Origin of the sequence: Lentzea alba (assembly GCF_047445655.1) — a bacterium.
GTDB classification, from domain to species: domain Bacteria; phylum Actinomycetota; class Actinomycetes; order Mycobacteriales; family Pseudonocardiaceae; genus Lentzea; species Lentzea alba_A.
Genome location: NZ_JAJAEG010000053.1, coordinates 39,756 through 52,942, shown reverse-complemented (window position 1 = coordinate 52,942; position 13,187 = coordinate 39,756). Strand labels below are relative to the sequence as shown.

Sequence of the window (13,187 nt, the reverse complement as noted above, 5' to 3'; positions counted from 1 at the left end):
ACGCCACAACAACCACCGACTAACCTAACAAAGCACTACTAGTCGCGCGTCCGTCCGTTGCTGCCGGAGAGCTGTGTGGGCTCGGTGCGCGTCGGCCTCGTTGTCGTCGGCGAGCTGCGTGGGGTGGATGCGCGTCGGCCTCGTTGCTGCCGAAAAGTTGCGTGAGCCAGGTGCGCGCCCGACCGTTGCGGCTGAAGAGTTGCGTGCGGCATGTGAACGTTCGCAACCCCCGCGGGGCCTGGATCGCGCCAGAAGGTGCACGTCACAGCACCCATATGGCGCACGTGCGCGGGTTAATGTTGGCGGGTGGGCAATGACATCTCCTTCCCGCGCCAACAGGCGCGCACCCAGCGGTTCACCGTAGGCGCACCCAGGACCTTCGCGGTGTCGGCAGACGGGGCACGTGTTTTCTTCCTGCGTCCGGCCGCGGCCACAAGCCGTGCGAACGGGCTGTGGGAGCTGGACACGGCCACCGGTGTCGAACGGCTCGTTGCCGACCCGGCGAAGCTCCTGACCGACCCGGAGGACCTGCCGGCCGAGGAGAGGGCGCGCCGCGAGCGCACGCGTGAGTCGGGTGCGGGCATCGTTGCCTACGCCCTGTCGACGGATGCCTCGGTCGCCTCGTTCGCGCTGTCCGGGCGGCTGTTCGTGGCCGATCTGACGGACCGTTCGGTCCGCGAGCTGCCCACCGAGGGTGGCGTCATCGACCCGCGCGTCGACCCGACGGGCAAGCGTGTGGCGTACATCACGCGCGGCACCCTCAGGGTTGTCGAGCTGGAGTCGGGCGAGGACTTCGCCGTTGCGGTGCCGGACGGCGAGGACGTGACGTTCGGGCTGGCCGAGTTCATCGCGGCCGAGGAGATGTCGCGCTACCGCGGCTACTGGTGGGAGCCGAACGGCAAGCGCCTCATCGCCGCGCGCGTGAACAACGCGCCGGTGCAGCGCTGGTACATCGCAGACCCGGCGAACCCCGCGACCGCCGCCACCGAGATCGCCTACCCGGCGGCCGGCACGACCAACGCCACGGTGTCGCTGCACGTGGTGTCGCTGGACGGCACCTTCGTCCCGGTGCTGCTCGAGTTCGACTACCTCAACGACGTGCACTGGTCGTCCGGCGGCGCACCGCTGGTCACCACGCAGACCCGTGACCAGCGCACCCGCAAGATCTACGAGCTGTCGCCCGACACCGGCTCGGTCTCCGAACTGGCCACCGAGACCGACCCGACGTGGATCGAGGTCACCGGCGGCGCACCGGCGTGGACCCCGGACGGCCGCCTCGTGCGCATCGTGGCATCCGATGACGAGTACGCACTGCAGGTCGGCGACGACGTCGTGACGAGCGGCCTTCAGGTCCGGCGCGTGCTCGACATCGCCGACGACTCGATCCTCATCGCCGCCTCCGCCGATGACCCGACCCAGGTCCACGTCTACGCGGTCGGCGACACCGTCGAGAAGTTGTCCACTGAGGATGGTCTGCACTCGGCGATCCGGGGTGGCGAAACGGTTGTACTCGTGTCGTCCTCTTTGGACTACTTCGGCTCGAAGGTGACCGCAGGCGACCACGAGATCGAGTCGTGGGCGGAGACCCCGGTGATCACGGCATCCCCGCGGATGCTGACCCTGGGCGAGCGATCCCTCCGTGCGGCGCTGCTGTTGCCGACCGACCACGTGCCGGGCACCAAGCTCCCGGTGCTGATGGACCCGTACGGCGGCCCGCACGCGCAACGAGTCGTGTCGTCCCAGAACGCCTTCCTGGCCTCCCAGTGGCTGGCCGACCAGGGCTTCGCCGTCATCGTGGCCGACGGCCGCGGCACCCCGGGCCGGGGCCTCAAGTGGGAGCGCGCCATCGCGTTCGACTTCGCCGGCGCCACCCTCGAAGACCAGGTGGACGCCCTGCAGGCCGCGGCGGCCGTGGAACCGGACCTGGACCTGACCCGCGTGGGCATCCGCGGCTGGTCCTACGGCGGCTACCTGGCCGCCCTGGCCGTGCTGCGCCGCCCGGACGTCTTCCACGCGGGCATCGCCGGAGCCCCGGTCACCGACTGGCGCCTCTACGACACCCACTACACCGAGCGCTACCTCGGCCACCCCGACGACAAGCCCGAGGTCTACGACTCGAACTCGCTGATCGCGGACGCCGACAAGCTCTCCCGCCCGCTGATGATCATCCACGGCCTGGCCGACGACAACGTCGTGGCCGCCCACACCCTCCGCCTGTCGAACGCCCTGCTCGCCGCCGGCCGCCCTCACACCGTGCTGCCGCTGTCGGGCGTCACGCACATGACCCCGCAGGAACAGGTCGCCGAGAACCTGCTGCTGCTCCAGGTCGACTTCCTCAAGCAGTCGCTCAGCTGAGAGACCAGTGGGGCCAGCCACAGCACCACCTGCGGGGCTGGCCCCAGTGCTCGGCCGACGGTTCCCCGGCACGCTTCAGCGCATGGGGAGTACAACCAAATGGGCCACCGGCTTGTACGTGCTGTGGGGCCTGCTGCACATGGGCTTGGGTGCGTCGATGGTCTTCACCGACCTGGCAGGCGGTGCACCGGCGACGGAGACAGCCGCGGAAAGCTTGCTCTACTTCATCGCGGTCACGGTCCTGGGCGCCCAGGCCATCTTCGTGGCCCTCACGCTCAACCGCGTGAACAGCCCGGCCGGCTTCTGGCTCAACACGCTCGTCCTGGGCGTGATCGACGTGGCCTTCCTCGTCTACCTGGTCCTACCGGGCCACGTGGACCTGTTCGGCGGCCTGGCAGGTCCGATCATCTGGCTCGCGGCCACGGTCTGTGCAACCGCGGCACGTAATCAGGTTGCGACGGCGAGCGTGCGGCAACGAGGGTGACCAGGTGCAATCACGTGTCGTGCTGGTCACCGGCGGGGGTTCGGGCATCGGTGCCGGAATCGCCCGGGCATTCGCGAGTCAGGGGCATCGGGTAGCGGTCGTCGACCGGAACGAGGGAGCCGCGGAGAAGGTCGCGGACCAGATCCGTGCCGACGGCGGGTCTGCGGTGGCGGTGGTGTGCGACGTCGGCGACCCCGAGGCTGTCGGCCGTGCCGTCGAGCAGGTGACGGCCGCGTTCGGTCCCGTGGGCGTGCTCGTCAACAACGCGGGTTTCGCCAAGGACAACAACGTGCTGGACATGCCGCTCGCGGACTGGGACGCGGTGGTGGACACGCACCTGCGCGGCAGCTTTCTGATGCTGCGGGCGACCGCGCCGGCCATGCGGGAGGCCGGGTGGGGACGCGTCGTCAACATCTCCAGCATCTCCGCGCTCGGTGACGACGAGCGGGTCAACTACGTCGCTGCCAAGGCTGGCCTGGAGGGGCTGACGCGTGCTGCGGCACTCGACCTCGCTCCGCACGGCATCACGGTCAACGCGGTCGGTCCCGGCGTCGTGCAGACGGGTATGACCGAGGTGAGTGCGGCCAGGGCGGGACGAACGCTGGAGGAGCACCTCCGCGTGCAGGCGCGGAGCATTCCGCGTGGCCGGATCGGGACGCCGCACGACATCGCCCGCGCCGTCCTGTTCTTCGCCGCGGAGGACGCCGACTTCGTGACCGGCCAGATCCTTTACGTCAGCGGCGGGCCCCACGGCTGAAAGGAAGAAGGGCGCCTCCCGCGAACGGGAAGCGCCCCTCCGGCCAAAACCCGTCAGGCCAGCGACTGCCGGACCCGGTAGGGCGGAATGCTGTTGCCGACGAGTGCCAGGTCGTCGATCGACTCCGGCTCGTACCCGGCCGTCTTCAACCGCTCGACCATCAGCGCGGTCGGGTCCTCGACCACGTCCGCGCGGCCGAACAGGTACGCCCACTCGTGCTCGTCGGAGCCGTAGTACGCGACCGTGTCGAACACCTCGTTGAACCGCTGCCAGGAGCGGATCAGCGTGGTGTTGCGCCACATCGTCTGGCAGCCGGACTGGTTGACGACCACGCCGCCGGGGCGCAGCAGGGCCTTGCACATGCGCAGGAAGTCGGCACCGTACAAGCGGTTGTGCTGCGCCTCCTCCTCGCGCTCGTCGGGCAGGTCCACCAGCACGATGTCGTACTTCTCCGACGTCGTGCGGATGTACTCGAACCCGTCGATGTACTGCACGCGGATCGGGCCGGAGCCCTCCTCCGCTGCAGCCAGTTCCTCGAGCGTGTACCCGTACGGCAGGTGCTCGGCGCACAGCTTGACGGCCTGCTCGTCGATGTCGATGTGGTCGACGACGGTGGCGCCGTGCTGCACGGCCATCTGGCACACGACGCCCTCGGAGGAGCCGATGACCAGCACGCGCTCGACGGTGTCGGCCAGCAGCAGCGCCGGCACCATCAGGGCCTCGTGGTAGGTCAGCTGGCTGAACTCCGTCGACTGGCGGTCGTTGTCGCAGAACAGCGAGATGCCCTGGGCGGTGCGGGCGATCACCAGGTGCTGGAAGTCGGTCTTGGTGTCGACCAGCACCTCGTCCACGCGCCAGTGGCGGGTCATGCCCTCGGCGAGCGGCTCGTTGATCGTGTTCACGCGGCGTGCTCCTTGATGCCACGAGTGACGACATCCGTGCTCACGTGAGCGGCGCCCAGAGCGTCAGCGAGTAGCTGGACGGCCAGCGCGGGTTTCGCACGAGTACCGCAGGTGAACACGTCGACGAACACCGACCCCACTTCGGGATAGGTGTGGATCGACGCATGGGACTCCGACAGCAGAGCCAGCACGGTGACTCCTTGAGGATCGAACTTCTTGGAGATCACCTCCAGCACCGTTGCGTCGGCCTGCGTGAGAACCTCACCAAGGGCGTGCTTCAGGAACTGCTCGTCATCAAGCAGTTCGGCACTCACACCCGAGAGCTCTGCAAGTACGTGCTGTCCCGCGAACAAACCGACGGTCTCCTCGGTCTGACAGGGCGCTTCGGACATCAATCACTCCAAACTATGTGAAGTACAAACGGACTTAGATGCAGTACGTGGCCAACGGCGGGAAGCCGTTGAAGCACACGGACGAATAGGAGGAGGTGTAGGCGCCGGCGTGGAGGATGTCCACGTGGTCGCCGGCCTCCAGGTCCAGCGGCAGGTCGTAGCGGGTGTGCTGGTAGATCACGTCGTCCGCGTCGCACGTCGGACCGGCCAGCACGATCGGGCCGGTCGGGGAACCGTCGCGCGAGGTGCGCAACGCGTACGCGATCGCCTCGCCCTCGGTCTCGGCGAGTCCCTGGTAGCGGCCGATGTCGATGTACACCCAGCGGCGTTCGTCCGAATAGGACTTCCGCGACACCAGCACGACCGACGAACGGATCATCCCGGCCTCCGCGGAGATCGCACGGCCGGGCTCGATCATCACTCGTGGGCGCACGTCACCGAAGTGTCGTGCGAGTGAAGCCTCGATGGCAGAGGCAAAAGACTCAAGCGACGGCGTGTCTTCTTGATACACCGCCGGGAGACCGCCACCCAAGTTCACCGTGGTGGTCTCGATGCCTTCCGCACGCAGTTTTGACGCGATCAAAGCGGCGTCGGCGATTCCGGAGTCCCAGCCGGAGACCGAGAGCTGTTGCGAGCCGGCGTGGAAAGCGACGCCCAAAGGAACAAGTCCTAACTGGTGCGCCAACCGCAAGAGATCCGTCGCCATCTCCGGATCGCAACCGAACTTGTTGCCGAACGGGTACGTGGAACCCTTGCTGTGGACAAGAATTCGCACGAGCACGGACGAACCGGGCGCGTGCTTCGCCACGAACCGCACGTCCTGCTCGCTGTCCGACACGAACAGCCGCACCCCACGCGAGAAGGCATACGCGATGTCAGCGGCCTTCTTGATGGGGTTGCTGTAGGAGATCGACGACGGCGCGGCGCCGCGTGCCAGGCACAGGTCGATCTCCGCGGGCGACGCCACGTCGAACTGCGAACCCTCGGCCACGAGCGTGCCGACCACGTCGGACTCGGGGTTCGACTTGACGGCGTAGAAGATGTCGACGGACGGCAGCGCCGCGTGAATCGCCTGGTAGCGCGCGCGGATCGTCTCGAGGTCGATCACCAGACACGGTGTCGACGGGTTCTCCTGGTCCAGGAAACGCCGAATACGAGCCTCTGCCTCGTAACGCCGGTCAACGGCGAAGCTCTCGGTCATTTCCCCAGGGTTCCCCCTTCATCCGCCTCGCGGTCCGTACGCGGGCACGGCCGTCCACTCTACGGCCTGGACACCGCAAGTGCGCAATCCAGTCGGGCCGAGTGTGATTTAGCCAGCAGAGCGCAGCTCGATCATCGTGATGTCCGGCGGCGCGCCCACGCGTACCGGCGGCCCCCAGAAACCCGCGCCACGACTGACGTACAGCCACGTGTCGTCCACCTTCGACAGCCCTGCGACGCTCGGCTGCTGCACCGGCACCACGAAGTTGAACGGCACCATCTGTCCGCCGTGTGTATGACCGGACAACTGGAGGTCTACGCCGCGTGAAGAGGCGTCGCTGACCTGCACGGGCTGGTGTGACAACAGGACAACGGGGTTGTTGCGGTCGCGACCGGTGAGAGCGCGCTCGAAGTCCGGCCCGTCACCGTAAGCCTTTCCGGTCACGTCGTTCACACCCACGAGCTCGATTCCACCGGCAACGGTCAAACCCTCGTTGCGCAACGGGTTCACGCCGAGCCTGTCCAGCTCGGAGATCCACTGCTCGTGGCCGGAGAAGTACTCGTGGTTGCCCGTCACGAAGAAGCTGCCGTGCCTGGACACCAGATCCTTCAACGGCGCCGCGGCCTCGCCCAGCTCGGCGACCGTGCCGTCCACGAGGTCGCCGACGATCGCGACGAGGTCGGCCTCCTGCTCGTTGATCATCCGCACGATCCGCTCGGTGTGCGAACGCCCGAGCAGCGGCCCGAGGTGAATGTCGCTCACGACCGCGATCCGGAAGCCCGACATGGACTTCTGGAGCTTGTCCAGAGTCACCGGGACCTGGAGCAGCTGCGGGTCGCCAAGCGCTTGCGTCATGCCGTAGCCGACCACGCTGCCCGCCGCGATGCCGGAGCCGATCGCGACCGACCGCGAGATGAACAGGCGCCGCGACGGGTCCGGCACGACCTCGACCGGCTCGACCGGCCCCGGATCGACGACGGAACCGGCGCCCACGGCCACGGGTGCGAGAGTCGCTCGCTTCAGCAGGATCCGGCGGGGAATCTCCGCGATGCCCAGCGCGATGGCCAGGTAGAACAGCACGGCGAGCCACACGAACCCCGGCCAGGCGAAGAACTTCCCGTACTCCGGCGGCACCCTGCGCGTCACGACCAGCGCGCTCATCAGCAGCGCGAACGCCCCGATGATGGCCAACGTGCCGATGCGGCGCGCGAGTGTGCGCGGACGCGTCGTGTCCACGACCAGCCGGCGCCAGAGGTACAGATGGCCCAGTGCGGTCGGGACGCCGAGGAGCAACAGGAAAATCACGACACCAGTATGCTTTTCGCTGCCGCGGGCGTGATCGTTGGAGGGACCTATGAGGTCCGCAATACCAGTGGTGGCGTTACTGTTGGTGTCCGTCTTGACACCACCCGCGCACGCTGCGCAATCGTGGCAACTGACCCACACCGACGTCAAAGCCACCGTGACCTTGGCAGATAACGGCACGCTGTCGATTTCGGCCGCCAAAGCTGAGAAAACGGTCCTGAATCCGTCCGCGCTGGGAATTCGCACCACCAACGCCGACCTGAGCACCGGTCTGCAGTTCGTCAGCCGCAGCGACCGGACGGTGCGGGAGCAGTACGCGACCGCGTCCGGGCGGCGCCGCCAGCACCAGGTGGACACGAATGAGACGACGCTCCGATTCACGAAAGGCGCCGAACGGCTGGACGTGGTCTTCCGCGTCTCCGCCGACGGCCTCGGTTACCGGTACGTGCTGGGCAAGAACGTGACGGTCACCGGCGAGGCCACCGACTTCGCCGTGCCGACGAGTGCGAAGGCCGTGCTGCTGCCGTGGGACAACGGCCGGCAGGACTACGAGAGCATCCACACGCACACCACGGTCGCCCAGGCGCCACAGGTCGCGTACGGCTACCCGTCGTTGTTCCAAGTGGACGGAACGTGGTTGCTGCTCACCGAGTCCGACCTGACCGGCGACTACGGCGCAAGCCGGATCACGTTGCGGGGGAACAAGTTCCAGCTCACCCTGCCCGACGCGCAGACGCAGAGCAGCGGCACGACCCCGTGGCGCACGCTGATCATCGGTGATCTCGCCACCGTCGTGGAGTCCGACCTGACCACGGACCTGGCCACTCCGAACAAGGCGGGCGACGTCTCGTGGATCAAGCCGGGCATCTCGGCGTGGTCGTGGTGGGGCGACGGAACAGGCGATCTCGCGTTGCAGAAGAAGTACGTCGACTACGCAGCCAAGCAGGGATGGGAGTACATCCTGGTCGACTCCGGGTGGAAGAACTGGGGCTCCGGCCAGGTCCAGGAGCTCATCCGGTACGGCACGCAGCGCAAGGTGGGCGTGCAGCTCTGGGTCCACTACAGCGACCTGGACACCGAGTCGGAGCGGAACTCCAAGCTGCCGCAGTGGAAGCAGTGGGGCGCGGTCGGGCTGAAGATCGACTTCATGAACTCCGACTCGCAGGCCAGGATGCGCTGGTACGACGCGATTCTGGCGGCGACCGCCAAGCACAAGCTGATGGTGAACTTCCACGGCTCGACGATTCCGCGCGGCACCGAACGCACGTGGCCGCACGTGATGAGTTACGAGGGCGTGCTCGGCGCGGAGACCACCAAACCCAGGCCCGGTCGCAAACCGCACCCGGTGTCGCACTACCTGACGCTGCCGTTCACCAGGAACCTCGCCGGCTCGATGGACTTCACGCCGGTCACGTTCAGCGGTGTGCGGGCCAACAGCGACGCCGCCGAGCTCGCGCTGTCGGTGATCTACGAGTCGGGCCTGCAGCACTTCGCGGACAAGGTCTCGAACTACCCGAAGTACCCGGTCGCGGAACGGCTGCTCAAGACCGTGCCGGCGGTCTGGGACGAGACGAAGCTGCTGGCCGGCGATCCGGGCGTACTCGCCGTGTTCGCCCGGAAGAGTGGCGCCGAGTGGTACGTCGGCGCGAACGTGGCCGGCAACGCGCGGACCGTCGACGTGCCGCTGACCTTCTTGAGCGCAGGTCAGTGGACCGCGGAGATCTACGCCGACGGCACGGACCGGAAGCTCACGTTCAGCACGCGCACCGTCACCGCCGGTGGGACCCTGTCGCTGCCGGTGGCAAAAGACGGCGGATTCACCGTGAGGTTCATGCAACCCGCCAGGCCGCAGGTGGCGTGACTATCCCGGCATCGCAGACAGGGGGATACCTGATGAGTGATCGGGACGCCGCGTTTCAGGAGTACTTCGCGGCCCGTTCCGACGTCATGCGCGGCACGGCGTACTTGCTGTGCGGCGACTGGCATCGCGCGGAAGATCTCGTGCAGCAGGCGTTCACGAAGCTTTATTTGGCGTGGCGCCGGATCCAGCGGCACGAGGCGTTGGACGCCTACACCAGGCAGATCCTGGTGCGGACGTTCCTGTCCGAGCGACGGCGCGGGTGGTTCCGGTTCGAATCGGTGAGTGACGACTTCACCGACTCTCCCGCAACAACAACACCAGGTGTCCACCCCGAGGAACGGATGGTGCTGCTGGAGGCTCTGGCGAAGGTGCCTCCGAAGCAACGTGCGTGCCTCGTCCTGCGGTACTGGGAGGACATGTCGATCGAACAGACGGCAGTGATCCTCAAATGTTCGGAAGGAACAGTGAAGAGTCAGGCCGCGCGGGGGCTGCAGACGCTGCGCGGCCTGCTCGACCAGCAGGAGAGGGTTCGATGAACGAACAGGACCTCAAAAGGGCTTTCGAGCACGTGGTGGTGGCGAGCAGCCCGCCTCCGTCGATGGACCCCGGCCAGGCTCTCAGCGTGGCCCGCAAGGCCAGGTCGAAGCGGCGGTCGTCGATCGTCGGTGCTCTGGTCGCCGTGCTCGTGGTCGGTGTCGGCCTCGGCTCGGCGTTCGCGCTCAACCCCAAGGGCGTGACGGAGTACATGATGGGCGCGAGCTCGAGCAGCAGCAACAGCTCGTGGACCGGGCAGTGGCCGGACGGTCAGACCGACCGCACGGCGAAGAACGGTCCTCAGGCAGACCGGGCGCAGAAGCTGCTCGACGAGCTGAAGGGCGTGGTACCGGCCGGGTACGACGCTCCGCAGCTCAAGTACCAGGAACCTGAGTACAGCGGCGGCGACATGCAGCGGACCCAGGGCCAGGTGTCCTCGAACCGCGGCGACTCCGTCGAGGTGTGGGAGTACATGGCGCAGACGCCGGTGCGCAAGGACGGCAAGGTGGGCTGGCTGCTCGCCGAGGTGTCCACGCCGAACCCGGCGCTGCCCCAGGACCCCTGCGCGCTCGCCAAGACGTTCTGGGGCATGGGCGGCACGTGCCAGGTCCTCGACGTCAAGGGGTTGAAGGTCGGCGTCGTGCAGAAGAACGGAAGCGATCGCGACCAGTTCGACAAGTGGGCCACGTACAAGGCCCAGGACGGCACGGTCGTGACGATCGCGCAGGACGACGCGTACGCCGGCGGTGGATATCCGGGGCTCGACGTGCCGGTTTTCACCGAGCAGCAGCTGGCCGAGCTGGCGACGGATCCGAGGTTCCGCGTCTGAGGCTGAGTTAGCGCGTTGTTCGGAGGGCGGTCACGGTCTGTGGCCGCCCTCTCTTCGTGCTCCGAACGGGTGTTTTGCCAGGTAAAGTGCCGTTCCGCAATGCGGACACTCCTCATCGACAACTACGACTCGTTCACGTTCAACCTCTTCCAGCACCTCGCTGAGGTGAACGGAGTCGAGCCCGTGGTCGTCCACAACGACGACCCGCGCTTTCGGCTTGCCTCACTGCGTTCGTTCGACAACGTGGTGATCTCTCCGGGGCCCGGCCGGCCGGGCAACCCCGCCGACTTCGGCATCTGCCGCGCGGTCATCGACCACGCCGAGATCCCGTTGCTGGGTGTGTGTCTCGGGCATCAGGGGCTGTGTCTTTCCTACGGCGCCGTTGTCGGTCCTGCGCCCGTTCCACGCCATGGGATCGTTTCCCCCGTCACGCACACGGGTGTCGATGTGTTCGCCGGGTTGCCGTCACCGTTCGACGTCGTGCGTTATCACTCGTTGGCGGTCACCGAGCTGCCCTCTTCGTTGGAAGCCATCGCGTGGAGCGACGACTCCGTGCTGATGGGTGTGCGCGCTCTCGACCGTCCCGCGTGGGGTGTGCAGTTCCACCCCGAGTCGATCTGCACCGACTTCGGGCGGGAGATGCTCGCGAACTTCGGCGCGCTGACGCCGACGCGGACCGCGGCCGTGCCGGAACCAGTCGTAGTTCGTACAGAGCCACAGAAGCGCCCTGTGCACGTGCGGAAGCTCGACCTGCTCGCCGATGCCGAGGAAACGTTTGCGGCGCTCTACGGGGCTTCTGAGACCGCGTATTGGCTGGACAGCGGGTCCGGGGGCCGGTTCTCGTTCATGGGGGACGCTTCCGGGCCGCTCGCGCGCGTTGCGCAGTACTCGGTGCCGGACCAGGTGCTCACGCTCGATGGCGAACGTCTGCCGTGTCCGTCCTTCTTCTCGTGGCTGGACGACGACCTTTCCACGTGGAGTGTCGAACAGCCCGATGTGCCGTTCGACTTCGCTCTGGGTTGGGTCGGATACCTCGGCTACGAGCTGAAGGCGGAGTGCGGCGGTGACTACGCACACCGCGCGGAACAGCCTGACGCGTCGTTCGTCTTCGCGGACCGTGCTGTTGTCATCGACCACGTAGATGGCTGCGTCTATTTGCTGTCGCTGACCGATGACAACTGGTTCGGGCGGGTTGCGGCCGTTTTGGGCGATCTGCGGCCGTTGCCGGCGCCTTCTCAGCCGGTCGTCTCGGCCGTGACGTTGCGGCATCCGCGCGCGCACTACCTGAAGCTGATCAGCGCGTGCCAGGAAGCAATCACGGCGGGGGAGACGTACGAGGCGTGCCTGACGAACATGATGTCGTGGCGCGCGACGCTCGACCCGTGGGCGACATATCGGCTGCTTCGTGCCGCAAATCCGGTTCCGTTCGGCGCGTTGCTGCGTTTCGGTGACCTCTCCGTGCTCAGCACGTCACCCGAACGATTTATCAAGGTCGACCGACATGGAGTCGTGGAGTCATCGCCGATCAAGGGCACACGGCCCAGAGGTGTTGATGCGGCGGACGACGAGATGTTGCGCACAACGTTGGCCCGTTCGGTCAAGGACCGGGCCGAGAACCTGATGATCGTGGACCTCGTCCGCAACGATCTCGGCACGTGCGCGGAAGTGGGTTCGGTCGAGGTGACGCGGTTGTTCGACGTCGAGACCTACGCGACCGTACACCAATTGGTGAGCACCGTGCGGGCGCGTCTTCGCCAGGACAGTTCTGCTGTCCGATGTGTTCGAGCCGCGTTTCCCGGCGGTTCGATGACCGGTGCCCCGAAGATCCGGACCATGCAGATCCTTGATGGGCTGGAAGCCGGTCCACGCGGGGTGTACTCGGGAGCGCTCGGATACTTCTCGCTCAACGGCGCCGCCGACTTCAGCATCGTCATCCGAACGCTCGTCACGAACGGCGACCAGGTCAGTTTCGGCGTCGGCGGAGCTGTCATCTCGCTGTCCGACCCCGACGAGGAATTCGAGGAGACAGCGGTCAAGGCAACAGCGGTGTTGCGCCTGTTCGGAGCGCACTTTCCTGGTCGTTGATCCCACGTTCCGGGGATAGTGTGAACGAACCGGGATGTGTACTTCGCTGATGGTTAACACGTCGGCCGGCGGTCCGGCCGACGTGTGAAAACCTCGCGTGTTCGCGCAGGTCAGGAGGCGTGAGCTTCCTGGAACTGCACGACCAGGTTCTGCGGAATGCGGCCACGGTCCGAGATCTGGTGCCCCTGCGCGCGGGCCCAGTCACGAATGCGCTGCGCCTCAGCCTTGTCGGTGGCCTTCACCGTGGACTTGCCGGTGCCCTTGCGCTGCTTGCGGCCACCCGCACGACGAGCCTTGGCGACGAAGTCCGCCAACGACTCGCGAAGCCTCTCCGCATTTCCCTTCGACAGGTCGATGGCGTACTCGACACCGTCAAGTGCGAAGGTCACGGTCTCGTCGGCTTCTCCGCCGTCGAGGTCGTCGATGAGTTGGACGACGGTCTGCTGTGCCACTGTTCCTCCGTTGGGTACTCACATAGCACG

General features: G+C 66.8%; 12 protein-coding genes. 7 read left to right on the top strand and 5 right to left on the bottom strand.

Features of this window, described 5'->3' with window-relative positions:
- Positions 1 to 306: 306 nt before the first annotated feature.
- From LFM09_RS47235 to LFM09_RS47225, 3 genes are all read left to right on the top strand, one after another.
- Positions 307 to 2,355, top strand: coding sequence for a prolyl oligopeptidase family serine peptidase (locus LFM09_RS47235; RefSeq protein WP_414103196.1), 2,049 nt, complete (start codon positions 307 to 309; stop codon positions 2,353 to 2,355).
- An 82-nt stretch (positions 2,356 to 2,437) separates the two neighbouring features.
- Positions 2,438 to 2,839: a hypothetical protein gene (locus tag LFM09_RS47230; protein ID WP_414103195.1), complete on the top strand. Its 402-nt coding sequence runs from the start codon at positions 2,438 to 2,440 to the stop codon at positions 2,837 to 2,839.
- Between the two features lie 4 nt (positions 2,840 to 2,843).
- Positions 2,844 to 3,596: an SDR family NAD(P)-dependent oxidoreductase gene (locus tag LFM09_RS47225; RefSeq protein ID WP_414103194.1), complete on the top strand. Its 753-nt coding sequence runs from the start codon at positions 2,844 to 2,846 to the stop codon at positions 3,594 to 3,596.
- Positions 3,597 to 3,649: 53 nt separating this feature from the next.
- On the opposite strand, the gene LFM09_RS47220 is transcribed toward LFM09_RS47225, so the two are convergent.
- The 4 genes from LFM09_RS47220 to LFM09_RS47205 form a co-directional block, all read right to left on the bottom strand.
- The gene (locus LFM09_RS47220) at positions 3,650 to 4,465 is read right to left on the bottom strand and encodes a spermidine synthase (RefSeq protein WP_414103199.1); all 816 of its coding nucleotides are present in this window, start codon (positions 4,463 to 4,465) and stop codon (positions 3,650 to 3,652) included.
- A 29-nt stretch (positions 4,466 to 4,494) separates the two neighbouring features.
- Positions 4,495 to 4,890, bottom strand: coding sequence for an adenosylmethionine decarboxylase (gene speD / locus LFM09_RS47215; RefSeq protein WP_382439953.1), 396 nt, complete (start codon positions 4,888 to 4,890; stop codon positions 4,495 to 4,497).
- A 34-nt stretch (positions 4,891 to 4,924) separates the two neighbouring features.
- The gene (locus LFM09_RS47210; RefSeq protein ID WP_414103193.1) at positions 4,925 to 6,091 is read right to left on the bottom strand and encodes a type III PLP-dependent enzyme; all 1,167 of its coding nucleotides are present in this window, start codon (positions 6,089 to 6,091) and stop codon (positions 4,925 to 4,927) included.
- Between the two features lie 108 nt (positions 6,092 to 6,199).
- Positions 6,200 to 7,396, bottom strand: coding sequence for a metallophosphoesterase (locus LFM09_RS47205; protein WP_414103192.1), 1,197 nt, complete (start codon positions 7,394 to 7,396; stop codon positions 6,200 to 6,202).
- 157 nt (positions 7,397 to 7,553) lie between these two features.
- Here LFM09_RS47205 and LFM09_RS47200 point away from each other — a divergent pair, with 157 nt between their 5' ends.
- The 4 genes from LFM09_RS47200 (at position 7,554) to pabB (ending at position 12,705) form a co-directional block, all read left to right on the top strand.
- A complete protein-coding gene (locus LFM09_RS47200) occupies positions 7,554 to 9,257 on the top strand; it encodes a glycoside hydrolase family 97 catalytic domain-containing protein (RefSeq protein ID WP_414103191.1) in 1,704 nt (567 codons plus the stop codon).
- A gap of 32 nt (positions 9,258 to 9,289) precedes the next feature.
- Positions 9,290 to 9,793 (top strand): SigE family RNA polymerase sigma factor, encoded by a 504-nt coding sequence (locus LFM09_RS47195; RefSeq protein WP_414103190.1) that lies wholly within the window; start codon positions 9,290 to 9,292, stop codon positions 9,791 to 9,793.
- Entirely contained in the window at positions 9,790 to 10,620 is an 831-nt protein-coding gene (locus LFM09_RS47190) for a hypothetical protein (protein ID WP_414103189.1), read from the top strand. The genes LFM09_RS47195 and LFM09_RS47190 overlap by 4 nt, the downstream gene beginning before the upstream one ends.
- Positions 10,621 to 10,719: 99 nt before the next feature.
- Positions 10,720 to 12,705, top strand: coding sequence for an aminodeoxychorismate synthase component I (gene pabB, locus LFM09_RS47185; RefSeq protein ID WP_414103188.1), 1,986 nt, complete (start codon positions 10,720 to 10,722; stop codon positions 12,703 to 12,705).
- 110 nt (positions 12,706 to 12,815) lie between these two features.
- On the opposite strand, the gene LFM09_RS47180 is transcribed toward pabB, so the two are convergent.
- The gene (locus tag LFM09_RS47180) at positions 12,816 to 13,157 is read right to left on the bottom strand and encodes a histone-like nucleoid-structuring protein Lsr2 (RefSeq protein ID WP_053737894.1); all 342 of its coding nucleotides are present in this window, start codon (positions 13,155 to 13,157) and stop codon (positions 12,816 to 12,818) included.
- Positions 13,158 to 13,187: the final 30 nt, after the last annotated feature.

What these genes read in the sequence shown, in the direction of transcription:
- speD (WP_382439953.1), bottom strand. Translation starts at nt 4,890, where the DNA reads ATGTCCGAAGCGCCCTGTCAGACCGAGGAGACCGTCGGTTTGTTCGCG.
- pabB (WP_414103188.1), top strand. Translation starts at nt 10,720, where the DNA reads ATGCGGACACTCCTCATCGACAACTACGACTCGTTCACGTTCAACCTC.
- LFM09_RS47195 (WP_414103190.1), top strand. Translation starts at nt 9,290, where the DNA reads ATGAGTGATCGGGACGCCGCGTTTCAGGAGTACTTCGCGGCCCGTTCC.
- LFM09_RS47230 (WP_414103195.1), top strand. Translation starts at nt 2,438, where the DNA reads ATGGGGAGTACAACCAAATGGGCCACCGGCTTGTACGTGCTGTGGGGC.
- LFM09_RS47210 (WP_414103193.1), bottom strand. Translation starts at nt 6,091, where the DNA reads ATGACCGAGAGCTTCGCCGTTGACCGGCGTTACGAGGCAGAGGCTCGT.
- LFM09_RS47190 (WP_414103189.1), top strand. Translation starts at nt 9,790, where the DNA reads ATGAACGAACAGGACCTCAAAAGGGCTTTCGAGCACGTGGTGGTGGCG.
- LFM09_RS47220 (WP_414103199.1), bottom strand. Translation starts at nt 4,465, where the DNA reads ATGACCCGCCACTGGCGCGTGGACGAGGTGCTGGTCGACACCAAGACC.